Genomic DNA, 24,748 nt, shown 5'->3' on the forward strand with positions numbered 1-24,748 from the left:
CGCGCACTTCGTGTCGCTTCGCCCACCCCCTTCCGGGAGCAACACCAGGGGACCGGCAAAGCCGGATCCCCGGTGTTTCACGAAGAGAGCCGTGGCAGCGGCGGGGATCAGTCGGTGCTGACGGTGCCGGCTTCCTGGGAGATCCGCTGGGCGGTTTCGAGGAGCCTGGGGGCGACGCGGCCGAGCATCACGTCCTTGGGCAGCAGGTAGGCGGGGCCGCCGCAGCTCACGCCGTAGCGCTCGCCGCGCGGGCCCTTGAGCGCAAAGCCCAGGGCGTGGATGTGCGGATGCCACTCGCCGAACGAGCTGCAATAGCCCAGGCGCGCGTATTCGTCGAGCCCGGCCATCAGGCGCGGCTCGATCGAAGGCCAGTTCTCGCCGCTTTCCAGGCGGATCTGCTCGAGCACCTCGGCCTGCTCGGCGGCGGGTAGCGCGCCGAGGTAGGCGCGGCCCGCGGCCGAGGTGGCAATGGTCATGCGCGAGCCCACTTCGATGCGCGAACTGATCAGCGCGGAGCGGGGGCGCAGCGAATCGATGATGAGCATGTCCAGCTCGTCGCGCACGCCCATGTGGACGCTGGCGCCGGCAAATTCGGACAGCTCCGAGAGATGCGGCCGGGCCACCGTGCGCAGGTCGAAGTGGCGCAGGTAGCGGCTGCTCATGTCGAGCAGCGCGGGCCCGAGGCTGAAGCGGTCGCTGTCCTGCGACTGCTTCAGGTAGCCCGCGGCCACCAGCGTGGCCGTGAGGCGGGACACGGTGGCCTTGGGGATGCCGGTGGTTTCGGCCAGGTCGCGATTGCTGATGGGTGCGGCTGCCATTCCGATGACCTTGAGCAAGGCCAGCCCCCTGGCAAGCGCGCTGACTTCTTCTTTGCCGCCAATCGCGTCATTCATGTATCCAAACCCTTTTTTTTAGATGTTCGTTCATTCTTCAGCAAAAAACGGTTGACGTGACGGCGCTCGGGAATCATTATTTCGAAACAATGTTCCATTTATACAGAAATTCGAGACATTCCGCTGGCGGCTCAACCGCCCTTCTTCCCTCGCGAGACCGGCGCCTGCTGCTGTTGGCGGGAAGCGGCCTGGCGCTCTCCGGCTTTGCGGCCGCCGCGCCGGCGGCCACCGCGGGCGACGCGGGCGGCTACCCCAAGGGGCCCGTCAAGCTCATCGTTCCCTTCGCGCCCGGCGGGCCGACCGACACAGTGGCGCGCCTGATCTCGCTCAAGCTGCAGGAGATGTGGGGCCAGCCGGTGCTTGTCGACTACAAGCCGGGGGCCGGCACGGCCATTGGCGTCGACTTCGTCGCCAAGGCGCCGGCCGACGGGCTGACCTTCGGCATGGTGAATTCGTCCTTTGCGGTCAATCCGTCGCTGCGCAAGAGCCTTCCCTACGACACGGTGAAGGACCTGGCGGGCATCACGCAGATCGCCAACCTGCAGCTCGCGATCGTGGCGCGGCCCGATGCGCCCTTCGGCACGCTGGCCGAACTCATCGCCTACGCGAAGAAGAACCCGGGCAAGCTCAGCTACGGCACGCCCGGCGCCGGCAGCACCACGCACCTGGGCGCCGAGCTGCTCAAGCGCGAAGCGGGCTTCGACATGCTGCACGCGCCCTTCAAGGGCAGCGCGCCGGCGCACACCGAACTGCTGGGTGGGCGGCTCGACCTCGTGTTCGACCCTTTTCTTTCGGTGCTGCCGTACGTCAAGGCGGGCCGGATGAAGATGATCGCCACGCTCGGCGAGAAGCGGATTCCGGGCTACGGCTATCCGACCGTGGCCGAGACCCTGCCGGGATTCCACGTGAGCGCGCTGCTCGGCTTCGTTGCGCCGCGCGCCACGCCGCCGGCGGTGGTCGCGAAGATCCAGGCCGACACCGCAAGAGTGCTGCACGACCCCGAGATGCGCCGCCGCGTCGAGGAACAAGGCATGGACGTGGTGGCTTCCACGCCCGCGCAGTTCGACGCCTTCGTCCAGAGCGAGATGAAGCGCTGGTCGCGCGTGATCGCCGAAGCCGGCATCCAGGCCGAATAGGCATCGCCATTTCCCATTCTTTCATTGGCAAGATCCATGTCCTCCCTCGAACTCACCCCCCTGCACCCGCTCTTCGCCGCCGAGGCGCGGGGCATCGACATCAGGCAGCCGCTCTCGCCTTCCGAGGTGAAGCAGATCAACGCGGCCATGAACCGATACGCCGTGCTGGTGTGGCGCGGACAGCCGCTCACGGGCCAGCAGCAGATCGATTTCGCGAAGTCGTTCGGCCCGCTCGACCTGGGCCTGAAGAAGGTCTTCAAGCGCCCCGAGCGGCTGGAGGACGAACGGCTGATCGACATCTCCAACGTCGATGCAGAAGGCAAGGTGGCGCGCCGCGATTCGCCCAAGAACCTGTCGAACTTTGCCAACCAGCTCTGGCACAGCGACAGCTCCTTCCAGAACCCGCGCGCCGCCTATTCGATGCTGCACGCGCTGGTGCTGCCGAGCTGGGGCGGCAACACCGAGTTCGCGGATCTTCGCGCCGCCTACGACGCCCTGCCCGAGCGCACCCGCTCGGAGATCGAGGGCCTGTGCGCCGAGCACTACGCACTGCACACCCGCATCCTGCTGGGCGACGAGGCCTACACCGACGACCAGAAGAAAGCCATTCCACCCGCCGTGTGGCCGCTGGCGCAGACGCACCCGGGCTCGGGGCGCAAGCTGCTGTTCGTGGGCGTGCATGCACGCGAGATCATCGGCTGGCCGGTGGCCGAGGGGCGCATGTTCCTATCGGACCTGCTCGAGCATGCAACGCGCCGCGAGTTCGTCTACACGCACGAATGGCAGGTGGGCGACCTCGTGATGTGGGACAACCGCAGCACCCTGCACCGCGGCCGGCGCTACGACATCGGCGAGCGCCGCGAACTGCGCCGCACCACCATCGAGGACGTGCCCGAGGCCACGCTGATGGCAGCTTGAGGCCGCGCGGCTTCAGGCCTCTTGCGTGGCGGGTTCGTGCGCCAGTGCCATCACCTCGTGCGGCGGGCGCGTCTTGAGCCGATGGTCGCTCCAGACCTGTCGCCAGCGGCGCGCGCCGGGCAGTCCGTTGCGCAGGCCCAGCATGTGGCGCGCGATCGACGACCACTGCGTGCCGTGTTCCGCCGCCTCGCGGACCATGTAGTCGCACATCAGCGATTCGACCTCCTCGCGCGTCAGCGGCTGCGGCGCGGCGCCGTAGAACTCCGCGTCCCACTCGGCCAGCCACCAGGGATTGTGGTAGGCCTCCCGGCCGACCATCACGCCGTCGAGCAGCCGCAGGTGCTCATGCACCTGCGCGTTGGCCGAGATGCCGCCATTGATCGAGAAATCCAGCTCCGGAAATTCGTGCTTCAGGCGATGCACGAGCTCGTAGCGCAGCGGCGGAATCTCGCGGTTCTGCTTCGGGCTCAGGCCCTGCAGCCACGCGTTGCGCGCATGCACGATGAAGCCCCGGCAGCCGGCCTCGCTCACCGCACCGACAAAGTCGCGCACGAACTCGTAGCTCTCGATCTTGTCGATGCCGATGCGGTGCTTGACCGTGACCGGCAGGCGGGTGGCGTCGACCATGGCCTTCACGCAATCGGCCACCAGCGCCGGCTCGGCCATCAGGCAGGCACCGAAGGCGCCGCGCTGCACCCGCTCGCTGGGACAGCCGCAGTTGAGGTTGATCTCGTCGTAGCCCCACTCCTCGCCGAGCCTGGCGCAATGCGCGAGATCGGCCGGTTCGCTGCCGCCCAGTTGCAGGGCCACGGGATGCTCTTCCTCGTTGAAGCGCAGGTGCCGCGGAACATCGCCGTGCACCAGCGCGCCGGTGGTCACCATCTCGGTATAGAGCAGCGCATGGCGCGACATCAGGCGATGGAAGTAACGGCAATGGCGGTCCGTCCAATCCATCATCGGAGCGACGGAGACGATTTTCTCTTTTAAATTCAACAACTTAGCGTTATCATTCATACACTTAGAACCCCTCGTGTGCACGCTCGTGTGCACTCCAAAACGCCCGAATACGCCCCATTTCGCCCTGTCAGTGCACACGTAGCGCACACGAAATGCCCACCTTCAAGCAGCTTCCGTCCGGCAACTGGCGCGCGCAAGTCCGCCGCAAGGGTGTCTACGCGAGCGAAACCTTTCGGCGGCACAAGGATGCCCAGGAGTGGGCTCTCGCGACCGAGCGCCGCATCGATCTGGGCGAGCCCGCCAGCCGCTCAAAGGTCAAGGACCCGACCACCTTCGGCGACCTGATCGATCTGCATATCACGGACATGAAGGAGGTGCTGCGAGCGCCCCGACGCTCCAAAGCCTTCACCCTCGATGCACTGAATACGAAGCTGGGCAAGCTGAAGCTGAAGGACCTCACGCGCGAGCGGCTCATCCAGTTCGGCAAGGACCGCGCCAGGGAAAGCGCCGGCCCCGTCACCATCAGCATGGACATCGGCTACATCAAGCTGGTAGTTTCTCACGCGGCGGCCGTTCACGGGATTCGCGTTCAGGTAGAGCCCATTGATCTGGCCCGCATGGCGCTCAAGCGCCTGGGCCTGGTCGGCAAGGGGCGGGAACGGGACCGCCGCCCTACCCTCGATGAACTGCAGGCGCTTGCCGACTACTTCGCCAGCAATTCACGGCAGATCATCCCGCTGGGACGAATCATGCGATTCGCGATCGCCACCGCGATGCGCCAGGACGAGATCTGCCGCATCCGATGGGAGGACATCGATGCCAAGGCTCGTACCGTGATCGTGCGTGACCGGAAAGATCCGCGGGACAAGAATGGCAATGACCAGAAGGTGCCGCTGCTCGATGTCACCGGATTCGATGCCTGGGCCATTCTCGAGGAGCAGAAACCGTTCTCCGGGAACAGCAGCTTGATCTTTCCGTATAACGGTCGCTCGGTCGGGACCGCTTTCCGTCGGGCATGCAAGGAATTGAAGATCAAGGACCTCAAGTTCCATGATCTACGGCACGAAGCAGCCAGTCGCCTCTTCGAGGCGGGGTTCACCATCGAGCAGGCTGCGCTTGTGACTGGGCACAAGGACTGGAAGATGCTCAAGCGATACACCCACCTGAGGCCTGAGCATCTGCGCAGCATCAAGCCAAAGAACATCCCGACGTCGCTCGATATACCCCCCGGCCCGACGCCGGCAGACATCGCGTTGGGTGCCTGGAGCAACCCGGAGCGCCGTGCCCCACAGCCCAACTCGGCCCATTCCTCGCAAATTGCAAAGCCACATCATCATGAACATGAAGCCCTCGGCCTGAGCGCTTCAATCTAGTTTTGACTTCGGACCGTGCCACTTCAACAGACGCCCTTCTATCGATCACACCTCGCTGACTTGCACCAAGTCCTGCTTGCCCATGAAATCACGCGAACTTACCTGACTGGCACGCGCGTCAGGTTTGATGGCGTTGAGCTGGGGCCAACAAACAGTTTTGAGTTCGCTTTTGGCCGGGCTGGACGAAATCTCACTGATCGCCGCGGGCGGCAAGGGATTCCAGGAGCGCCATGTCGGGTTCAAGGTATGGCCGAAGCTTGGTTTTGACGCCGAGTTCTTACCCGATGAGCAGCGCAGCACGCCGCATCTACAGGGCTGTCAAACCGTCCAGGATATTCTGGAGGCCGATCCGGCATGGTGGGAGGCGGAAGGATCACAGCGCCTGATGACCTTCGATTTACGGCCTGGCAGCAGGTCCTGGCGCAAACTGCTAACCTACACGAGTGAGAAATTCTCTGTCGGAGGTCCCCATGACTAGCCCCACAGCCATCAAGAAGCCCGCAAAGGCAGCCAAGGCAGCGCCCGGCCGCGTTTTCACCGTTTCAAGCAAGGGCATCCCGCGCGTGACCACCCAAGTCAAGGCGAAGATCGAAGCGGCTGCGAGGTCGACAAGCAGCAGGCGGCGTAAATTTCCTGAGTTGATCACGGACTCTTGATTCCGTGCGAGGGCCTCAGTCCCTTCTAGTCACTCGATAGCGGCACCTAAATTTAAAGGCTCGCCGAGCGCGTGGACCGGCGTTGAAGGACCTACTGGACCAAGTCGCGTAAGCCATCCTGAAAAAACGGCAGAAGCGGTTCATCGGCTCACCTGCAAGCTGAGCCCCGTATGCTCACTTCAGTATAGGTCTGAAAATTTCTGGGATCTCGCAGCTTGTCAGTCGTTCAACGGACAGCTTTGACATGCTGACCGACTGGTGGGTACAACTGATCGGCCGCATCGACCTGCGTTCCGAGCACCTTGCGTACCACAGCAGCTCTTCTTTCGATCGCGAATGGCGCCAACACCTCGTTCGTGAACCGTGTCGCAGACCCCAGCATTCCGATCGAAGCCTTGGTCGAGGACCCGGTCGAGGCGGTGGAGCGCATGGCCGAGGCGGAGGGCTCGCTTGGCCTGTCCCATCCGCTGATTGCGGAACCGTCGAGCCTATACGGTGCCGGCCGTCGCAATTCGCAAGGCCTGGATCTGTCGAACGAGCAGACGCTGCAGTCACTCGAGCTGGCACTCACAGAATCAGCCGGGGTCCGGTGGACAGCCCAACCCATGCTGAGCCAAGCCGCACCGATGGTCGACGCCGGCTGGAAGCCTGTTCGCAACCCGGCGAACCACCTAGACATCGTGGGCCGGTGCCGCGCCGCGACCGAAGACGAGATTGAGTCCGCCCTGAAGTCCGCCACCGAATTCGCTCCCTCCTGGGCGGCGACTTCGCCGGCAGGGCGCGCCGACTGCCTGGAGCGGGCAGCGGACCTCATGCAGGCGCGCATGCCCCTTTTGCTCGGCCTCCTCGCCCGAGAAGCGGGCAAGACCTATTCCAATGGAATTGCCGAAGTTCGGGAAGCCATCGACTTCCTGCGTTTCTATGCCGCCCAAGCCCGAAATGACTTCGACAACCATGCCCATCGAGCCCTGGGCCCCGTGGTCTGCATCAGCCCGTGGAATTTCCCGCTGGCTATCTTCGTCGGCCAAATCGCAGCGGCGGCGGCGGCAGGCAACACCGTGCTGGCCAAGCCTGCGGAGCAGACCTCGCTGATCGCTGCAGCGGGTATTGGGCTTCTGCGCGAAGGCGGAGTGCCGCCCGCGGCCGTGCAGCTAGTCACCGGCCGCGGTTCTGTCGTCGGCGCTCGGATGATCGCGGATGCGCGGACGCAAGGGGTGATGTTTACCGGTTCCACCGAAGTCGCCCGCCACCTGCAGCAAACGCTCGCAGGGCGCGTCGGCCCCACGGGCGACCCGATTCCATTGATCGCGGAAACCGGTGGACAGAATGCCATGCTGGTGGACTCCTCCGCACTCCTGGAGCAGGTCGCAGCCGACATCGTGGGATCTGCCTTCGATAGCGCTGGCCAGCGATGCTCCGCCCTGCGGGTGCTGTGCGTACAGGACGAGATCGCCGATAGCCTCATTGCCATGGTGCGCGGCGAGATGGCCGAGTCGGATGTCGGAAATCCGGCGATGCTTCGCACCGATGTCGGGCCGGTCATCGACGCCGGTGCCCGCCGCGGCATCGAAGACCACATCGAAGCGATGCGCGCGAAGGGCCGCAAGGTGCATCGGCTCGGTCGCCATGCGCGCGCGGTGATCGAGGGGGGCACTTATGTTCTGCCCACCCTCATCGAGCTGGAGAGCATTTCCGAACTGACGAAGGAAGTTTTTGGTCCGGTTCTGCACGTGGTGCGCTTCTCGCGCCAGAACCTGCTGGCAATGCTCGATCAAGTCAATGCCACCGGATATGGCCTGACCATGGGTCTGCACACCCGAATCGACGAAACGATCGAGCGCGTGGTGGCGCGTGCCCGTGCCGGCAACCTCTACATCAACCGGAACATGGTGGGTGCGGTGGTGGGCGTGCAGCCGTTCGGTGGAGAAGGCCTGTCGGGCACCGGTCCCAAGGCGGGCGGCCCGCTCTATATGTACCGGCTGATTGCGGCCACGCCGCAAGACGTCCTAAGCCGGGCGCTGGCTGTCGGCCTGCCTGGATCGCAGCCAGTGCAGATGAACCGACGAACGCCCGAAGTGTTTGGTTCGTTGCTGGCGTGGCTTGCGGAACACCAGGCCCACCGCACGGCCGCGCAATGCCGTAAGTTCGCCGACCTCGTGGGTGACTGCAGTGAGCGCGTCCTGGCCGGCCCCACCGGCGAACGCAATGTGTATTCGCTGCATCCGCGGGAAGCCGTGTTCTGCATGGCGGATTCGACCGATGGGTATCTCCATGCCCTGGCGGCGGCGCTGGCAGTCGGAACGCAAGTCATTTGGGAGGCAAGCTCAACCACAGAGGCACTAAGGGCCAACCTGCCGCCTGATGTCCAGAAGCGGATCGTGCTGGCAAAGGACTGGCTGTCTTCAAATGTCGCCTTCGATGTGGCCTTGCATCAGGGCAGCGAATCGGAGCTGAAGCGGGTGTCTGCCCTCCTTGCCCGACGCGACGGCCCTATCGTGAGCCTACGCCGCTTCTCCGCGGAGCAGGCAAGCATGCCGCTCGAAGCGTTGATGGTGGAGCGAGCCATCAGCACCAACACCACCGCCGCCGGGGGCAACGCCAGTCTCATGACGATTGCGTGAGCCGAACAGGCCCTGCTGCACGGCGTGGCAGGGCACAACCAAGCAGAACACTTCATGCACACCAACGACATCATCACACCATCCATCGTGTTCATCGGCGGAGGCCAGATGGCCAGCGCCATCATCGCCGGCCTCGTCGGGACGTCGAACGGCGGCAGCCACATTCTGGTCGTCGAGCCGATCGAAACGCAGCGCGAGCTTCTGTCGTCGCGCTATGGCGTACACACTTCGGCCGAGGCCAACGAACGGATTGGGCAGGCCGAAATAGTAGTCTGGGCGATCAAACCGCAGATGTTCCGGGAAGCAGCTGCGGCCGCCCTGGAGCACCTGGGCAGCGCCTTGCACATCAGCATTGCTGCAGGCATTTCTGTCGAAGCCCTCTGCGTATTGTTGCAAACCCACCGCGTGGTGCGTGTCATGCCTAATACCTCGGCTTTGGTCGGTGCCGGCGTCTCCGGGATGACCGCTTCCAAAGAACTGTCGCATGCCGACCGCGCGCGGGTCGAAGCGTTGCTGTCCGCGACTGGACACAGCTTTTGGGTCGATAACGACGAACGCCTGGATGCAGTGACCGCGGTAAGCGGGAGCGGCCCTGCCTATGTGTTCCATTTCTTGGAAGCCTTTCAATCGGCCACTGAAGCCCTCGGATTCAGCCCTGACACCGCGCGTGAACTGGTGCTGCTAACTGCCCTGGGCGCTCTAGAGCAGGCGAAATGGGGAGAGGCTTTCGGCGCGCTGCGCGCTCGGGTGACTTCCCGGAAGGGCACCACGGAAGCGGCGCTGTCGGTGCTCGATGCGAGGGCGACTCCTGCAGCGCTTGCGGAGGCGGTGAAGTCGGCCTACCTCCGGGCTGGAGAGTTGTCGCTGGAGTTGTCCAAGTCCTGAGCAGACGATAGAGGCATCGGACGATGAGCCCCGTCGGCGGGTGGCGATCAGCCAGGCGGGTGGGCATTGTGCGGCGCGCCTCCGGCTATCTCAGCCCTGCGGCATCGCAAGCCATGCAAGCACTGGAAGCCATGCTGCGCAAGGAGCGCTGAGGGCAATGGGCGTCTCAATGGAAATCGCCGCTCGAGCCCTGCCGACCTTCGGTGGCAATCAACACCTCCGCACTCGGGCTCATGTACGTTCACGTGCTCGACCGCTCGCCCCGGGCACTCCGCCTGTTCCGCCGAAGCTTAAGACCGACCTATGGGCTGCCTTCGACGGTCCTTGCATTCTTGCCGGCGGACCCGACAAGCCAGCGCGCAGCAGGCCCTCAGCGAAGGCCGCGCAGACCTCGCGGCGATGTGCAAGACTTTCATCACCAACCCGACCTGGTCGACCGCAGGCGCCACGAAGGCCGCTGAACGCCCCTGCCCCGGTACCGTTCTACACGCCCGATGCAAAGGGCTATACGGACTATCCGGCGCTCGCTAGCTAGGCGTCGCCTGTCTGGCGATTCGCTGTCGATGGAGAGGGTGCGCGACTTCGCTCACACGCCACGCTGGCGACTGATGGGGTGAACGGAGGGGGATCCAGCTGTGCCCAACAAGATCAAACCGAATTTCCCCCGAGCCCTCGCACATGCCGCACCACAGTCGCAACAAACGCCGCGGCGGCAGGGGTTGGCGGCCGCCTCGGGTGTGTCACGCACACGAGCTGCCGCGTCAGGCGAGGCGCTATCACTGTGTGACCGCGCAGCGAAGCATGCTCAAGCTGTTTTCGAACGGCGATGCGCGGCAGCACCGTACAGAACTCACTCTCGAGAACCAGCTTCAGAATCGCGCTGATCGAATCGATCTCGACGCCAGGAGCCAGCGACACGTCTTCGGCTTCGCCAAAGCTCTCGATGATGCCGCGCAGACCATGTTGGCGCGTGGGCAGCACGAGCTTCAGATGCGCAAGCTCACGGAACGGAACGGTTTCGTCCAATGCAGTATGCAGAGGGCCGGTGACCAGCAGCAGTTCTTCTTCGGCGATGGGTTCGGAGTTGAGGGCCAGCGATCGCCGCGGCTTGTTGATGATCGCTGCGTCCAACTGACCGACCGACACCGCATCGGTCAACGTGCCGCTGAAGCCATCGGTCAATGAAAGCTCCACTTTCGGATGCAGGCTCGAGAACTCCAGCAGGGCGTCGACCAACACTCCTTGGGCGATGGTCGCGATCATTCCCACGCGCACCTGCCCCGTCAGTTCCGCGCTGGTCTGCATGACCTGTTCGCGCGCTCGCGAGAAATCACCCAGCACGGGCAGAAACAGGCGGTACATGCGCCGTCCGTCACTGGTCGGCTGCATGCCCTGCGGCCTTCGCACGAACAGCTGCTGCCCGACCTCTTCCTCCAGCTTGGCGATCTGCATGCTGAGCGCCGGCTGGACGATGTTGAGGCGCCGTGCCGCGCGGGTCACCGAGCCTTCTTCGTAGAGGCAGACGAAATATTGGATCTGACGGAACTCCATGAACCTTCTCCCAGCGTGAGTGGCATCACTGCAAATGATCGCTCGTATCATTTAATATTAATTGACCTGATGCAAGGCGATTTTTAGACTTTCTCCCAGACGGCCACCCTCGTGCCGCTCATGGAGACAAGTTCACATGCCCTCTTCGCTCGCGTCGGACGCGCCGTCCGCCACGTCCGGGTCCGCCATCGCCGACATCCAGGCCTGGGCCACGTCGTTCCCCGTTCCCGCCGCGCACAGCGTGCGACTGGGCGTCGGCCGCACGCTCAAGCGCGACGCCGTGATCGTCAAGGTGACGACCGAGAACGGCCTGGTCGGCTGGGGCGAATCGCACCACGGCCGCGCGCATTCGAGCATCGCGCACTTCGTCACCCATGCGCTCCGGCCGATGGTGCTCGGCATGGACGCGACCGACGTCAACGGCGTGTGGCAGCGCATCTATTCGCGCCAGCTGGCGAGCCACGGCATCGGCGCGGGTTGCGCCATTGCCATGAGCGGGATCGACATGGCGCTGTGGGACATCCGCGGCAAGGCGACGGGGTGGCCGCTGTACAAGCTGCTGGGCGGCGCGTCGAAGCCGATCGCTGCCTACGCCGGCGGCGTGGCGCTGGGCTGGCAGGATCCGTCGGCGCTGGTCGACGAAGCCTCCGCCCACGTGCAGGCCGGCTACAAGGCGGTGAAGCTGCGGTTGGGCGACACGGTGGAGCGCGACGTGGCGCGCGTGGCCGCGGTGCGCAAGGCTTTTGGCGAAGGCATCGAGATCCTGACGGACGTGAACGCCGCCTACTCCCTGGCCGATGCGCGGCGCGCCATGCCTCAGCTGGACGCGCTGAACGTGGGCTGGCTCGAAGAACCCTTCCCCGCACATGACTACCGCAGCTACGAGCTGGCGCGCGCCTACGGCCGTGTGCCCTTCGCCGCCGGCGAGAACCACTACACACGCTTCGAGTTCAACCGGCTGGTGGACGACCGCGTGGTGTCGATCCTGCAGCCCGACCTGTCGAAGACCGGCGGCATCACCGAGACGATGCGCATCGCGGCCTTGGCCTCGGCGCACAAGCTGCCGATCCATCCGCACTCGTCGATGACAGGCATCAACATGGCCGCGACGCTGCACGTGCTCGCTGCCATCGAGGGCCATGGCTACTTCGAGGCCGACGTGTCGCGCGGCAACTTGTTCCGTGACGAGCTGGTCGCCACGCCCTTCGCGATCGGCGCCGACGGCTGCGTGCGTCCCTCCGATGCGCCCGGCATCGGCGTGGAGGTCGATGAAGCCTTCCTCGCTGCGCACCCCGCCATCGAAGGTCCGGCCTACGCCTGACGTCTTGCATCCGCTTCGCCGCACAACAACTTCCGGAGACAAACCCATGCAGACATTCCAGCGCCGCCGTGCGCTCCTGGCGGCCGCCGTGGGCGCCGCTCTCGCGCTCGCCTTCGTTGCCGGTCCGGCACGGGCGCAGGACAGTTACCCCGCCAAGCCGATCCGCATCGTCGTGCCGTACCCTGCGGGCGGCTTCAACGACACGCTCGGCCGGCTCGTCGCGAACAAGCTCTCGGCCGCATGGAAGCAGCCCGTGATCGTCGACAACAAGCCGGGTGGCGGCACAGTGATCGGCACGCAGGCCGCCGCCACCGCACCGGCCGACGGCTACACGCTGCTGGTGGTGCAGTTCCCGTTCGCGGCCAACCCGTGGCTCTACAAGTCGCTGCCCTACGACAGCGCCAAGGCCTTCGCGCCGGTAGTGCTGGCGGGCCGTTCGCCGATGCTCATCGTGTCGCACGCGGCCGGTCCTCTGCGAACGCTCGGCGACGTGCTCGCGGCGGCCAAGGCGAAGCCCGGCGCCCTCAATTACGGGTCGTCCGGCTCGGGTTCTTCCAACCATCTGGCGATGGCGCTGTTCGAGAGTGTGTCAGGCACCCGTATGACGCAGGTGCCCTACAAGGGCAGTACGCCGCTGCTGACCGATCTGGCGGGCGGGCAGGTCGACCTGGCCGTCGACCTCCTGCCGCACGCGCTTCCCTTCATCCAATCCGGCAAGGTGCGTGCGCTGGCGATCGCGAGCACCAAGCGCTCGCCGCTGATGCCCGAGCTGCCCACGGCAGCCGAAGCGGGCGTGCCGGGCTATGAAGTGAGCTCCTGGCACGGGTTCGTGGTGCCGGCCGGCACCCCACAGCCGGTGATCGACAAGCTCAACCGCGAGATGAACGCGATCTTCGCGATGGACGATGTCAAGAAGGTGTTCGCGCAGCAAGGCGTGGTGCCCGACGGCGGAACGCCCGCGCAGTTCCAGCGCTTCATCGACTCGCAAATGGCACTGTGGAAGAAGGTCGTGCAAGACGGCCGCATCACAGCCGAATGACGCGCCTACCTCAGCCACACCCATGAACGACCTCCAAGCCAAGAACCTGATCCACGGCGAGTGGCGGCCCGCGCAATCCGGCGCCTGGGGCACCCGCCACAACCCGGCCGACGGCACCGCGCTGGGCCGCTATGCCGCCTCCAGCCGCGTCGACGGCGATGCCGCCATCGCATCCGCACGCCGCGCCTTCGACCAGCCCGGCTGGGCACAGAATCCACGCCTGCGCCAGATGGTCATGCTGCGCTGGGCCGACCGCATCGAAGCCCGCGCGGAAGAGCTCGCTCGCCTGCTTACGTTGGAGAACGGCAAGGTCATTGCGCAGTCGCGCGGCGAAATCGGTGCCGCCGTTTCCGAGATCCGCTACTACGCCGGCCTCGCGCGCTATATGCCGGGCCATGTTTTCGAGGTGGAGCCAGGCGCCTTCTCCACGCTGCTGAAGGAGCCCGCCGGGGTGGTCGGCATCATCGTGCCGTGGAATGCGCCGGCGGTGCTGCTGATCCGCTCGCTCGCGCCTGCGCTGGCGGCCGGCTGCGCCACGGTCGTCAAGCCGGCGCCGCAGACCGCGCTGATCACCGCCGCGCTCATCGCCGAACTGCACGCCGCCCCGGGCCTTCCGTCCGGTGTGGTGAACCTGGTGAGCGAAGACGGTCACGAGGTCGCCGCGCGCCTGGTCGAGTCGGCCGACGTCGACGTCATCAGCTTCACCGGCTCCAACGCGACGGGCCAACGCATCATGGCCGCAGCGGCGCCGACGATGAAGAAGCTGTCGCTCGAGCTCGGCGGCAAGTCCGCCTGCCTGGTCTTCGACGACGCCGACGTGCAGGCGGTGGCGCCTGCGCTCGCGGCGGCAGCCACCATCATCAGCGGCCAGCAGTGCACCGCCGCGCGCCGGGTGCTGGTGCACGCGAAGCACTATGACGCGATGAAGCTGGCGCTGACCGCCTCGCTACGGGCGCTGAGCGTCGCGCCCGGCCTAGCCGAGGGCGCGCACATCGGTCCGATGATCGACGAAGATTCCGCGCGCAGCGTCGGCCAGCGCATCGACGAGGCGATGGCTGCAGCCGACGAGGTGCTGCTGCGCGGCAGCCGCGGTGCCGGTGCGCTCGCGCGCGGCGCCTTCCTCACGCCCACCCTGGTCGCGCATCGCGACACCAGCGCCTTTTTCGTACAGGAAGAGATCTTCGGGCCCCTCCTTGTCGTCGAGCGCTTCGAAGACGAAGCCGAGGCCGTGGCGCGTGCCAACCACTCGGAGTTCGGCCTCTCGGCCAGCGTGTGGACGCGCGACGGCGCGCGCGCCTTGCGCGTGGCCCGCGCGCTGCGCAACGGCACGGTCTGGATCAATGACCACAACAAGCTTTTCGCCGAGGCGGAGACCGGCGGCTACCGCCGCAGCGGCCTCGGCCGCCTGCACGGCTACGACGCGCTGATCGACTTCCAGGAGATCAAGCACATCTATCAGCAGGTCGGCGCGATCTGAGCGCCGCGACACCTGCGACCGAATCGACATCAAAGAACGGAGACATCATGGACAAGAAGACCTTCCTCCACTGCCTTGCCGCAACCGCGCTGGCACTCACGCTGCCCGCGGTGCAGGCCCAGCCCGGCAGCTACCCCGACAAGCCGATCCGGATCATCGTGCCGTACACCCCGGGTGGCTTCAACGACACGATGGCGCGCGTGTTCGCGCGCAAGCTGCAGGACGCCTGGGGCCAACCCACGGTGGTCGACAACCGGCCCGGCGCCGGCACCGTGCTTGGCACCGATGCCGGCGCCAAGGCGGCACCCGACGGCTACACCCTGGTGGTGGCCGGCTTCCCGCTTGTGGTGAACCAGTACATCTATCCCAAGCTGCCCTACGACACGAAGAAGGACTTCGCGCCGGTCATCCTCGGTGGACAGACACCCAACCTGCTGTTGGTGCGCGCCGAATCGCCCATCAAGTCGATGGCCGACTTGATTGCCAATGCGAAGGCGAATCCCGGCAAGCTCAACTACGCCTCGGCCGGCAACGGAACTTCGCTGCACCTTGCGATGGAGTACTTCAAGAGCGTGACCGGCACGGACATGAACCAGATTCCGTACAAGGGCAGTGCGCCGATGGTGACCGACCTGCTGGGCGGACAGGTCGACGTGATGTTCGACAACCTGCCCAACGCCCTGCCCCACGTGAAGGCCGGCAAGATGCGCGCGCTGGCCGTGACCACGCCGAAGCGCCTGGCGGCCATACCCGACGTGCCCACCGTCGCGGAGCAGGGCTACCCGGGCTTCGAGGTCGCCGTGTGGTATGGCCTGGCCGCGCCCAAGGGCACGCCCAAGCCGATCCTCGACAAGCTCAACGCAGAACTGCAAAAGGCCCTCAAGTCCGACGACGTGAAAGCCATCTTCGCGGCGCAGGGCGTCGAGGTGCTGGGCGGCTCGGTGGCGGACTTCGAGAAGTTCTTCGCCGCGCAGGATGCCAAGTGGGCGCCCGTGATCCGGAAGGCCGGCATCAAGGCCGAGTGAACTTGATGCTGATGAGCGCTCCTCCCTTCGTCGACGCACCCGCGCGGCCCCATGTCGGCCGGCCGGCCCAGCGCGTCGAAGACCGCGCGCTGCTCACCGGGCGCGGCCGCTATGGCGACGATGCCCCCGTGCGCAGCGACACCTTGCATGCCGCAGTGCTGCGCTCGCCGCATGCGCACGCCCGGGTGCTGGCGGTGCGCACCGCGCGGGCCGAAGCTATGTCCGGCGTGCGCGCAGTGCTCACGGGCGCCGACGTCCAGCGCTGGTCCAAGCCTTTCATCGTCGGCGTCAAGCAGCCGATGGAGCTGTGGGCCCTGGCGGTGGACAAGGTGCGCTATGCCGGCGAGCCGATCGCAGTGGTGGTGGCCGAGAGCCGCTACCTCGCCGAGGACGCGCTTGAGTTGCTGGAGGCCGACTACGAACAGCTGCCCGCCGTCGTCGACATCGAGTCGGCCGCCGCCGAAGGCGCACCCGTGCTGCACGAGCGCGTAGGCAGCAACGTGGTGAGCGACCGTTCCTTCTGCTACGGCGACCCGGACGCGGCCTTTGCCGCCGCGCCGCACCGCGTGGCGCTCAGCGTGCATTACCCGCGCAACTCCTGCACGCCGATCGAAACGGCGGTGGTCATCGCCGAGTTCCTCTCGGAGCAGGACGGCTACGACATCCAGTCCAACTTCATGGGCCCGTTCTCGCTGCACACGGTGATGGCGATGGCCCTCAAGGTGCCCGGCAACCGGCTGCGGCATCGCACCTTCGCCGACTCCGGCGGCAGCTTCGGCGTCAAGCAGGCGGTGATGGCGCCGGCCGTGCTGATGTGCCTGGCTGCGCGCAAGGCCGGCTCGCCGGTGAAATGGGTCGAGGACCGGCTCGAGCACCTGACCGCCGCCACCTCGGCCACCGGCCGGCTGTGCCATGCCGAGGCCGCGGTCGAAGCCGACGGCCGCATCACCGCACTGTCGCTCGACCAATTCGACGATTGCGGCGGCTACCTGCGCGCGCCCGAGCCGGCCACCTTCTACCGCATGCACGGCTGCCTCACCGGCGCCTACGCCATCGAGCACCTGCGCGTGCGCAACCGCGTGGTGCTGACCAACAAGACGCCGAGCGGCCTGGTGCGCGGCTTCGGCGGGCCGCAGGTGTACTTCGCGCTCGAACGACTGGTGCAGCGCATCGCGGTCGAGCTGAGCCTCGATCCGCTCGACGTGTACCGCCGCAACTTCATCGCGAGCGATGCCTTCCCGTACCGCGCAGCAGCCGGCGCGCTGATCGACTCCGGCGACTACCAGGCGGCACTGGCCATGGCAGTGCGCGACGGCGGCCTGGCCGAACTGCGCCAGCGGCAGGAAACGGCCCGCGCCGAGGGCCGTCTCTACGGCATCGGCTTCGCGGCCATCGTCGAGCCTTCGGTGTCGAACATGGGCTACATCACGACCGTGATGCCGCGCGAGCAGCGCACCAAGGCCGGGCCGAAGAACGGCGCCATCGCTGCCGCGACCGTGGGCATCGATCCGCTGGGCGGACTCAGCGTGGTGATCGCCTCGTCGCCGGCCGGCCAGGGCCATCGCACGGTATGCGCGCAGATCGTGGCCGACGTGTTCGGCGTCGAGCCGTCCGAGGTATCGGTGAACGTCGAGTTCGACACGCAGAAGGATGCCTGGTCGGTCGCAGCGGGCAATTACTCGAGCCGGTTCGCCGGCGCCGTGGCCGGCACCTTGCACCTCGCGTGCACGCGGCTGCGCGACAAGCTGGCCGGCATTGCCGCGGCCTCTCTCGATTGCGCGGCAGCGGACGTCGTGTTCGCCTATGGCAAGGTGTACGCCAGGCACGCACCCGAGCGCAGCCTGCCCTTCGCCCGGTTCGCCGCCAGCCCGCATTGGGCGCCGGGCCTGCTGCCAGCGGGCACCGATCCCGGCCTGCGCGAGACCGCGTTCTGGACGCCGCCGCAACTCACGGCGCCCGACGACCAGGACCGCGTCAACACCTCGGCCGCCTATGGCTTCGCCTTCGACATCTGCGCAGTGGAAGTCGACCGCGACACCGGCCGCGTGCGCATCGACCGCTACGTCACCACCCACGACGCCGGCACCCTGCTCAATCCGGCGCTGGCCGATGGCCAGATCCGCGGCGCCTTCGCGCAGGGGCTGGGCGCGGCGCTGATGGAGGAGTTCCGCTACGGCGCCGACGGCAGCTTCCAGTCGGGCACCTTCGCCGACTACCTGGTGCCGACCACCTGCGAGGTGCCCGACCCCGTGATCCTGCACCTGGAAACGCCCAGCCCCTTCACGCCGCTGGGCGCCAAGGGCCTCGGCGAAGGCAACAACATGAGCACGCCGCCGTGCATCGCCAACGCGGTGGCCGACGCGCTGGGGCGCGCCGATATCGTGCTACCGCTCACGCCCTCGCGCGTGATGCACCTGCTGGGCATGGATGACCCGCCGCCCTCCGCAGGCAGCGCCGCCGCAGCCATGCCGGCCTCGGAACCCCCTGCGAACCCGAAAGGAGGCAAGGGCAAGGCCCTGTCGGCGCGGGGCGAGATCCTGCTGCCCGCCACACCCGAGGCGGTGTTCGCAGTGCTGCTCGACCCGGTCGCGCTGGCCCGCGTCATCCCCGGCTGCAATGCGCTGGAGTCGGTCGGGCCCAACCGCCATCGCGCCGACGTGACGGTCGGTGTCGGCATGATCAAGGCACGCTACGCGGCAGAGATCGCGCTCAGCGAAATCGAGGCGCCTCGGCGCCTGCGGCTCGCCGGCTCGGGCCTGTCGAGTGTGGGCGCGGCCAAGGGCAGCGGCCTGGTAACGCTGGAACCGAAAGACGGCGGCACCCTGCTGCGCTACGACTACGAGGCCGAGGTCTCGGGCAAGGTCGCGGCGGTCGGCGGGCGCATGCTCGAAGGCGCGGCCAAGATCGTGCTCAAGCAGCTGTTCGAGCAGCTCGGCCGGCAGGCCGGCGGCCAGGGGGCAGCGCCGGTGGCCGATCCCTGGTGGCGTCGCCTGCTGCGCATGCTCGGAGGCGCAAAGTGAAGCCCGCGGCCTTCGACTACGTGCGCGCCGAATCGGCCGACGAGGCCGTGCAGCAGTTGCGTGCGCTGGGTGCCGATGCGCGCATCCTCGCCGGCGGCCAGTCGCTGATGGCCGTGCTCAACATGCGCCTGGCTCAGCCCAGCGCGCTGATCGACATCTCGCGCACCGCCGACCTCGACTACGTGCGAGCGGACGGCGGCATGCTCGCCATCGGCGCGGCGGCCACGCAGGGCAGCGTCGAGTGGCGCAAGTCGCTCGTGCACGAAGTCCCGCTGCTGGCGCAGGCCTTCCCCTTCATCTCGCACTTCCAGATCCGCAACCGCGGCACGGTCTGCGGCTCGGTCGCGCATGCCGACCCGAGCGCGGAGATTCCGCTGGTGCTGCTGGCGCTCGGCGGTGAAGTCGTGCTGCGCAGCGCCTCGAAGCGCCGCACGTTGCCGGCCGCGGATTTCTTCCAGGGCATGCTGATGACGGCGCGCGCACCGGACGAGCTGCTGGCCGAGGTGCGCTTTCCGCTGGCCGCTGCCGGCCAGCGCAGCGCGTTCACCGAGTTCTCGGCGCGGCACGGTGATTTCGCCATCGTGTCGGCCGCGGCCACGGCCGATGCGCGCGGGCTGCGCCTGGCCGTGGGCGGCGTGGCCGACCGGCCGCGCCTCGCGCAGTGGCCCGCCGGCCTGCGCGGCGCCGACCTCGACAGCGCCCTCAACGACTTCGCCTGGGAACTGGAGGCGCAGGACGACGCGCATGCCAGCGCCACCTTCCGGCGTCACCTGGTGCGCCGGCTCGGCGCGCAGGTGCTCGCCCGTGTCATGGAGAACCACTCGTGAAACAGATCGGCCGCGACAGCCTGCACACGGTGCGGCTGCAACTCAACGGCACCGCGCGCAGCGCGCCCTGCACGCCGCGCATGCTGCTGTCGGACTTCCTGCGCGAGGGCCTGGGCGCCACCGGGACGCATGTGGGCTGCGAGCACGGCGTGTGCGGCGCCTGCACGGTTCAGATCGATGGCGTCGCCAGCCGCGCGTGCATGACGCTCGCGGTGCAGGCCGAAGGCCGCCACATTGCCACCGTCGAAGGCTTGTGCGATGCCGACGGTCCGCTGTCGGACCTGCAGGAGGCCTTCAAGCGCCACCACGCGCTGCAGTGCGGCTTCTGCACCGCCGGCATCCTGATGTCCTGCGACGACTACCTGCGCCGCCGCCCCGACCCCAGTGAGGCCGAGGTGCGCGACATGCTCTCCGGCCACCTCTGCCGCTGCACCGGCTACACGCCCATCGTCCAGGCGGTGCTCGATACCGCCGCCCTGCGCCGCATCGCCGTCGCCTCCCAACCCCTCCCAATGGACAACTGACATGCTCGACCTCGCAACCACATTCCTTCAAAGCGTCGAGCGCAGTCCCCACGCGCTCGCGCTGGTGGACGACGGCGTGCGCTTGACCTATGCGCAATGGCAAGACCAGGTGGCGCGCGCCGCCGCCGGCCTGCGCAGGCTCGGCCTGGCGCGCGGCGACCGGCTGCTCTCGGTGCTGCAGAACCGGCACGAGGCGGCCACGCTGCATTGGGCCTGCCAGTTCGCCGGCGTGGTGATCGTGCCGCTCAACTGGCGCGCCAAGCCGGAGGAGATCGACTACTGCCTGTCCGACGCAGGCGCCAAGGCCCTCGTCTTCGAGGCCGCGAGCGAAGCGGCCACGCAGTACAGCACCGGCGCGCGCGCCGTGCCGCGCATCGGCGTGGGCGCGCTGGAAGGCGGCGACGCGACGCTCAGCTGGGCCGAACTGCTCCAAGGCGAGGCCGCCATGCTGGAATTCGCCGCCGAGGCCGACGACGTCTCGCTGATGCTCTACACCTCCGGCACCACCGGCAAGCCCAAGGGCGTGCCGAGGCGCCATCGCCAGGAGCGCGCCGCCGCGCTGGCGCACGTGGCACAGAACCTCTACCGCCGCGGCGAACGCACGCTCGGCGTGATGCCGCTCTACCACACGATGGGCGTGCGCTCCCTGCTGGCGATGGCGCTGGTCGATGGCACCTTCGTCTGCCTGCCGCGCTTCGACACGCATGCCGCGCTGGCGCTGATCGCGCGCGAGCGCATCACCTGCCTGTACCTCGTGCCAACGCTTTACCACGACATGCTGACGCAACGCCAGCGCGCCGGCGCCGGCGACGGACCGGGTGAGGACATCGCGTCGGTCACCAAGCTGGGCTTCGCCGGTGCGCCCATGCATGACGCGCTGCTGCAGCGCCTGACGCGTGCCTTCCGGCCCGAGCTCTTCGTCAACCACTACGGCTCGTCGGAGATCTACACCGTCTCGATCGACCAGGACGCGGTGAAAAAGCCCGGCAGCGCCGGCCGCGCCGGGCTCAATACGCGGCTGCGTATCGTGCGGCTCGACGCGACCGGCGCGGACGACCGCGTCGGCCCCAACCAGGAAGGCGAGATCATCGCGGACCTGCGCGGCGACGAGGCCTTCGAAGGCTACTGGAACCGGCCCGATGCCAACGCCCGCGCGCTGCGCAACGGCTGGTATCACACCGGAGACATCGGCTACTTCGACGACGACGGCGACCTCTACGTCACCGGCCGCGTCGACGACATGATCATCAGCGGCGGCGAGAACATCTCGCCGGTCGACATCGAATCGGTCATCTCGCTGTGCCCCGGCGTCGGCGAAGTCGCGGTGGCCGGCCTCTCGGACGAGCGCTGGGGCCAACGCGTGGTGGCCTTCGTGACCCGCAGCGGCGAAGAGCCCGGGCTCGATGCGCAGACGCTCGACGCCCACTGCCGCAACTCCGACCTGCCCAACTTCAAGCGGCCGCGCGAATACGTCTTCGTTGCGGAGATCCCGAAGTCGCCGGTCGGAAAGATCCTGCGGCGCAAGCTCGTCGCCGGCGAATACGAAGCGCTCGGCAGCCATCCCGATACCCCGGCGGCCTGAGAGCCGCCGCCTCGCCACACCTTTCCCCAGGCCGGAGAATATCCATGACCACCTCCACGACGTCGACCTCCCCGGGCGCGCCCTTCACCGATCTGCGCCGCTGGCTCGCCCACCTGAGCAACAGCGGCCGCGTCGCGGTCATGCGCGAGGACACGCCGCTGCAGCACACGCTGGCCGCGATCGCCAAGCGCCTCGACGGCCGGCAGGCCGCCTACTTCCCCAAGCCGGGCGGACACGCGGTGCCGGTGGTGTCCGGCTTCATGTCGCGCCGCGCCTGGATCGCCGAGGCCATGGGCGTGCCGGAGTCGGAGCTGCTGCAGCGCTTCCGCGATGCGGCAGAGCGTCCGCTGCGCTGGCAGGAAGTGGCCAAGGGCGAGGCCGCCTGCCAGCAGGTGGTGCACCGCGACCGCGACGTGCGCGAGGTGCTGCCGGTGCCCACGCACAGCGAGCACGACAATGGCCCCTACATCACGGCCGGCCTCGTGATCGCCCGCAACCCAGCGACTGGCGTGCAGAACGTTTCGATCAACCGCATCCAGGTGCACGCCCCGGATCGCATGGCCATCCTGATGCTGCCGCGCCACCTGTGGGCCTTCTACAAGACGGCCGAAGCGCGCAACGAGGCGTTGGAAGTCGCGGTCGTGATCGGCATCGACCCGCTCACGTTGCTGGCCTCGCAAGCCATTGCGCCGATCGACTGCGACGAACTGGAGATTGCGGGCGCACTGCACGGCGCGCCGCTGCGCGTGACGAAGTGCCTGACGAACGAGGTGCGGATGCCGGCCGACAGCGAGATCGTGATCGAGGGCCGCATCCTGCCGGGCGTGAAGGAGCCCGAAGGCCCGTTCGGCGAATTCCCCAAGTACTACAGCGCGCGCGAGCACCGCGAGGTGATCCAGGTCGATGCCATCACGCACCGGCGCGAGCCGATCTACCACACCATCGTGCCGGCCGAGATGGAGCACCTGCTGCTCGGATCGATCCCGCGCGAGGCCACGCTGCTGGCGCACCTGCAGCGCAGCTTTCCGAACGTGCTGGACGTGCACCTGGCCATCGGCGGCGTCGGCCGCTACCACCTCTACGTCAAGATCAAGAAGACGCACGAAGGCCAGCCGAAGAACGTGATCTGCGCCGCCTTCGGCGCCCACTACGACATCAAGCAGGTGATCGTGGTCGACGACGACGTGCAGGTGCACGAGCCGCAGCAGGTCGAGTGGGCGGTGGCCACGCGCTTCCAGGCCGACCGCGATCTGGTCGTGATCCAGGGCGCGCAGGGCTCGGTGCTCGACCCCTCGACCACCATCGGCCAGGAATTCGGCGACGGCGTCGCACCGCCGCCGCACCTGCAGGGCCTGAGCGCCAAGATGGGCCTGGACGCCACCAGGCCGGTGGCTTACCACGAGCATGTCTTCACCAAGGTGCGCGTGCCGGGCGAGGACGAGATCGACCTCGCGGCGGTGATCGACACGGCCGCGCGCGTGGACTTCGCCGTCGGAGCCATGCGATGAGCACGAAGAAGCGCCTCATCGTCGCCATCACCGGCGCGAGCGGCACCATCTACGGCGTGCGCCTGCTGCAGCTGCTGCGCGCCATGCCCGATTGGGAGACGCACCTGGTGATGTCGGCCTCCGGGGCGCTCACCGCCTCGCAGGAGATCGACATGAAGCGCGCCGACATCGAGGCTCTGGCCGATGTCGTGCACAACGTCAAGGATATCGGTGCGGCCGTCTCCAGCGGTTCATTCCGCACGGCCGGCATGGTGATCGCGCCCTGTTCGATGAAGACGCTGGCCAGCGTGGCGCACGGGCTGGCCGACAACCTGATCAGCCGCGCCGCCGATGTGATCCTGAAGGAGCGTCGTCGGCTGGTTCTGATGGCGCGCGAGACGCCCTTCAACCTCGCGCACCTGCGCAACATGACGGCCGTCACCGAGATGGGCGGCATCGTGTTTCCGCCGGTGCCCGCCTTCTATGCGCGGCCGAGTTCCCTCGAAGCCATGGTCGACCACACGGTCGGCCGCGTGCTCGACCTGTTCGACATCGAGCACCACGATCTCGTGCGCCGCTGGGAAGGGCTGCAACGCCCGAGCTTCGGCGCCTGAACCATCCGTTTCCATTTCTTTAACCAAGGACAACCATGCCTCAACTCGCCCACTCCGCCCAGACCCTGCTCGAGAAGCTCGATGGCTTTCGCGTCGAGATCGATCCGAACCGCGAACGCGCCGACATCGTGCTGCAGCGCCCGCCCTACAACATCATCTCGATGGCCCAGCGCGACCAGCTGCGCCTGGTGTTCGAATCGCTCGACGAGAACCCCGATGTGCGCGTGGTCGTGCTGCGCGCGGAGGGGGAGCACTTCTCCAGCGGCGGCGACATCAAGGGCTTTCTCGAAGCTTCACCCGAGCACGTGTCGAAGCTCGCCTGGAACATTGCGGCGCCGGCGCGCTGCAGCAAGCCGGTGGTCGCCGCCAACCGCGGCTATTGCTTCGGCGTGGGCTTTGAGATTTCGCTGGCGTGCGACTTCCGCATCGCCACCGAAACCAGCCTCTACGCCCTGCCCGAGCAGAAACTGGGCCAGATTCCCGGCTCGGGCGGCTCCGCCCGGCTGCAGAAGATGGTCGGCATCACCCGCACCAAGGACATCGTGATGCGCTCGCGCCGCATTCCCGGCAAGCAGGCCTGCGAATGGGGCGTGGCCACCGAGTGCGTGCCCGACGCGGAGCTCGAAGCCGCGACCGACCGCCTGGTCGACGAGCTGCGCGCCTTCTCGCCGATCGCGCAGCGCACCGCCAAGAAACTGCTCAACGACACGGAGGATTCGACCCTTGCGGTGGCCATCGAGCTGGAGGGCCATTGCTACAGCCGCTTGCGCAGCTCCGACGATTTCCGCGAAGGCGTCGAAGCCTTCCACGCGAAGCGCAGCCCGAGCTTCACGGGCCGCTGA

General features: G+C 67.2%; 21 protein-coding genes. 18 read left to right on the forward strand and 3 right to left on the reverse strand.

The window, feature by feature from the left end:
* Positions 1-107 precede the first annotated feature (107 nt).
* Complete coding sequence (locus VPA02S_RS01770; protein WP_012747246.1) at positions 108-893, reverse strand: IclR family transcriptional regulator; 786 nt, start codon at positions 891-893, stop codon at positions 108-110.
* 173 nt (positions 894-1,066) lie between these two features.
* On the opposite strand from VPA02S_RS01770, the gene VPA02S_RS01775 reads away from it, so the two are divergent.
* Together VPA02S_RS01775 and VPA02S_RS01780 are read left to right on the forward strand one after the other, a co-directional pair.
* The gene (locus tag VPA02S_RS01775; RefSeq protein ID WP_244883327.1) at positions 1,067-2,029 is read left to right on the forward strand and encodes a tripartite tricarboxylate transporter substrate binding protein; all 963 of its coding nucleotides are present in this window, start codon (positions 1,067-1,069) and stop codon (positions 2,027-2,029) included.
* A 36-nt stretch (positions 2,030-2,065) separates the two neighbouring features.
* A complete protein-coding gene (locus tag VPA02S_RS01780; RefSeq protein ID WP_062361705.1) occupies positions 2,066-2,947 on the forward strand; it encodes a TauD/TfdA dioxygenase family protein in 882 nt (293 codons plus the stop codon).
* Between the two features lie 12 nt (positions 2,948-2,959).
* On the opposite strand, the gene dusA is transcribed toward VPA02S_RS01780, so the two are convergent.
* Positions 2,960-3,961 (reverse strand): tRNA dihydrouridine(20/20a) synthase DusA, encoded by a 1,002-nt coding sequence (gene dusA, locus VPA02S_RS01785; protein WP_062361708.1) that lies wholly within the window; start codon positions 3,959-3,961, stop codon positions 2,960-2,962.
* A 95-nt stretch (positions 3,962-4,056) separates the two neighbouring features.
* Between dusA and VPA02S_RS01790 the strand changes: the two genes are divergently transcribed.
* The 5 genes from VPA02S_RS01790 (at position 4,057) to proC (ending at position 9,439) form a co-directional block, all read left to right on the forward strand.
* Complete coding sequence (locus tag VPA02S_RS01790) at positions 4,057-5,277, forward strand: site-specific integrase (protein WP_062361711.1); 1,221 nt, start codon at positions 4,057-4,059, stop codon at positions 5,275-5,277.
* 127 nt (positions 5,278-5,404) lie between these two features.
* Positions 5,405-5,755: a hypothetical protein gene (locus tag VPA02S_RS01795; protein WP_062361713.1), complete on the forward strand. Its 351-nt coding sequence runs from the start codon at positions 5,405-5,407 to the stop codon at positions 5,753-5,755.
* Positions 5,748-5,933 carry a hypothetical protein gene (locus VPA02S_RS31635; RefSeq protein WP_155736540.1) on the forward strand — a complete coding sequence of 62 codons (186 nt, stop codon included), beginning with the start codon at positions 5,748-5,750 and terminating at the stop codon, positions 5,931-5,933. The genes VPA02S_RS01795 and VPA02S_RS31635 overlap by 8 nt, the downstream gene beginning before the upstream one ends.
* Positions 5,934-6,235: 302 nt before the next feature.
* Complete coding sequence (locus VPA02S_RS01800; protein ID WP_081247470.1) at positions 6,236-8,554, forward strand: L-glutamate gamma-semialdehyde dehydrogenase; 2,319 nt, start codon at positions 6,236-6,238, stop codon at positions 8,552-8,554.
* A gap of 54 nt (positions 8,555-8,608) precedes the next feature.
* Positions 8,609-9,439 carry a pyrroline-5-carboxylate reductase gene (gene proC / locus VPA02S_RS01805; protein WP_062361719.1) on the forward strand — a complete coding sequence of 277 codons (831 nt, stop codon included), beginning with the start codon at positions 8,609-8,611 and terminating at the stop codon, positions 9,437-9,439.
* 648 nt (positions 9,440-10,087) lie between these two features.
* Here proC and VPA02S_RS01810 read toward each other — a convergent pair.
* Complete coding sequence (locus VPA02S_RS01810) at positions 10,088-10,990, reverse strand: LysR family transcriptional regulator (protein ID WP_062364361.1); 903 nt, start codon at positions 10,988-10,990, stop codon at positions 10,088-10,090.
* A gap of 136 nt (positions 10,991-11,126) precedes the next feature.
* Between VPA02S_RS01810 and VPA02S_RS01815 the strand changes: the two genes are divergently transcribed.
* Genes VPA02S_RS01815 through VPA02S_RS01865 form a run of 11 tightly spaced genes read left to right on the forward strand, consistent with a single transcriptional unit; the run spans position 11,127 to position 24,748 of the window.
* Positions 11,127-12,311, forward strand: a complete 1,185-nt coding sequence (locus VPA02S_RS01815; RefSeq protein WP_062361722.1) for a mandelate racemase/muconate lactonizing enzyme family protein — start codon at positions 11,127-11,129, stop codon at positions 12,309-12,311.
* A 46-nt stretch (positions 12,312-12,357) separates the two neighbouring features.
* Positions 12,358-13,350: a tripartite tricarboxylate transporter substrate binding protein gene (locus VPA02S_RS01820; protein ID WP_062361725.1), complete on the forward strand. Its 993-nt coding sequence runs from the start codon at positions 12,358-12,360 to the stop codon at positions 13,348-13,350.
* A gap of 22 nt (positions 13,351-13,372) precedes the next feature.
* Positions 13,373-14,827, forward strand: a complete 1,455-nt coding sequence (locus tag VPA02S_RS01825) for an aldehyde dehydrogenase family protein (RefSeq protein ID WP_062361727.1) — start codon at positions 13,373-13,375, stop codon at positions 14,825-14,827.
* A 47-nt stretch (positions 14,828-14,874) separates the two neighbouring features.
* On the forward strand, positions 14,875-15,852 hold the full coding sequence (locus tag VPA02S_RS01830) for a Bug family tripartite tricarboxylate transporter substrate binding protein (protein ID WP_062361730.1): 978 nt from the start codon (positions 14,875-14,877) through the stop codon (positions 15,850-15,852).
* An 11-nt stretch (positions 15,853-15,863) separates the two neighbouring features.
* Complete coding sequence (locus tag VPA02S_RS01835) at positions 15,864-18,872, forward strand: xanthine dehydrogenase family protein molybdopterin-binding subunit (RefSeq protein WP_062364363.1); 3,009 nt, start codon at positions 15,864-15,866, stop codon at positions 18,870-18,872.
* Positions 18,869-19,699, forward strand: a complete 831-nt coding sequence (locus VPA02S_RS01840; RefSeq protein ID WP_062361732.1) for an FAD binding domain-containing protein — start codon at positions 18,869-18,871, stop codon at positions 19,697-19,699. Before VPA02S_RS01835 ends, VPA02S_RS01840 begins: the two co-directional genes overlap by 4 nt.
* Positions 19,696-20,223: a (2Fe-2S)-binding protein gene (locus VPA02S_RS01845; RefSeq protein WP_062361735.1), complete on the forward strand. Its 528-nt coding sequence runs from the start codon at positions 19,696-19,698 to the stop codon at positions 20,221-20,223. Before VPA02S_RS01840 ends, VPA02S_RS01845 begins: the two co-directional genes overlap by 4 nt.
* Before the next feature lies 1 nt (position 20,224).
* Positions 20,225-21,805, forward strand: coding sequence for an AMP-binding protein (locus VPA02S_RS01850; RefSeq protein WP_062361738.1), 1,581 nt, complete (start codon positions 20,225-20,227; stop codon positions 21,803-21,805).
* A gap of 44 nt (positions 21,806-21,849) precedes the next feature.
* Positions 21,850-23,313: a UbiD family decarboxylase gene (locus VPA02S_RS01855; protein WP_062361740.1), complete on the forward strand. Its 1,464-nt coding sequence runs from the start codon at positions 21,850-21,852 to the stop codon at positions 23,311-23,313.
* A complete protein-coding gene (locus VPA02S_RS01860) occupies positions 23,310-23,906 on the forward strand; it encodes a UbiX family flavin prenyltransferase (RefSeq protein ID WP_062361743.1) in 597 nt (198 codons plus the stop codon). The genes VPA02S_RS01855 and VPA02S_RS01860 overlap by 4 nt, the downstream gene beginning before the upstream one ends.
* A 35-nt stretch (positions 23,907-23,941) precedes the next feature.
* Positions 23,942-24,748 carry an enoyl-CoA hydratase/isomerase family protein gene (locus tag VPA02S_RS01865; RefSeq protein WP_062361746.1) on the forward strand — a complete coding sequence of 269 codons (807 nt, stop codon included), beginning with the start codon at positions 23,942-23,944 and terminating at the stop codon, positions 24,746-24,748.

The sequence above is a fragment of the Variovorax paradoxus NBRC 15149 genome (assembly GCF_001591365.1).
Lineage (GTDB): Bacteria > Pseudomonadota > Gammaproteobacteria > Burkholderiales > Burkholderiaceae_C > Variovorax > Variovorax paradoxus.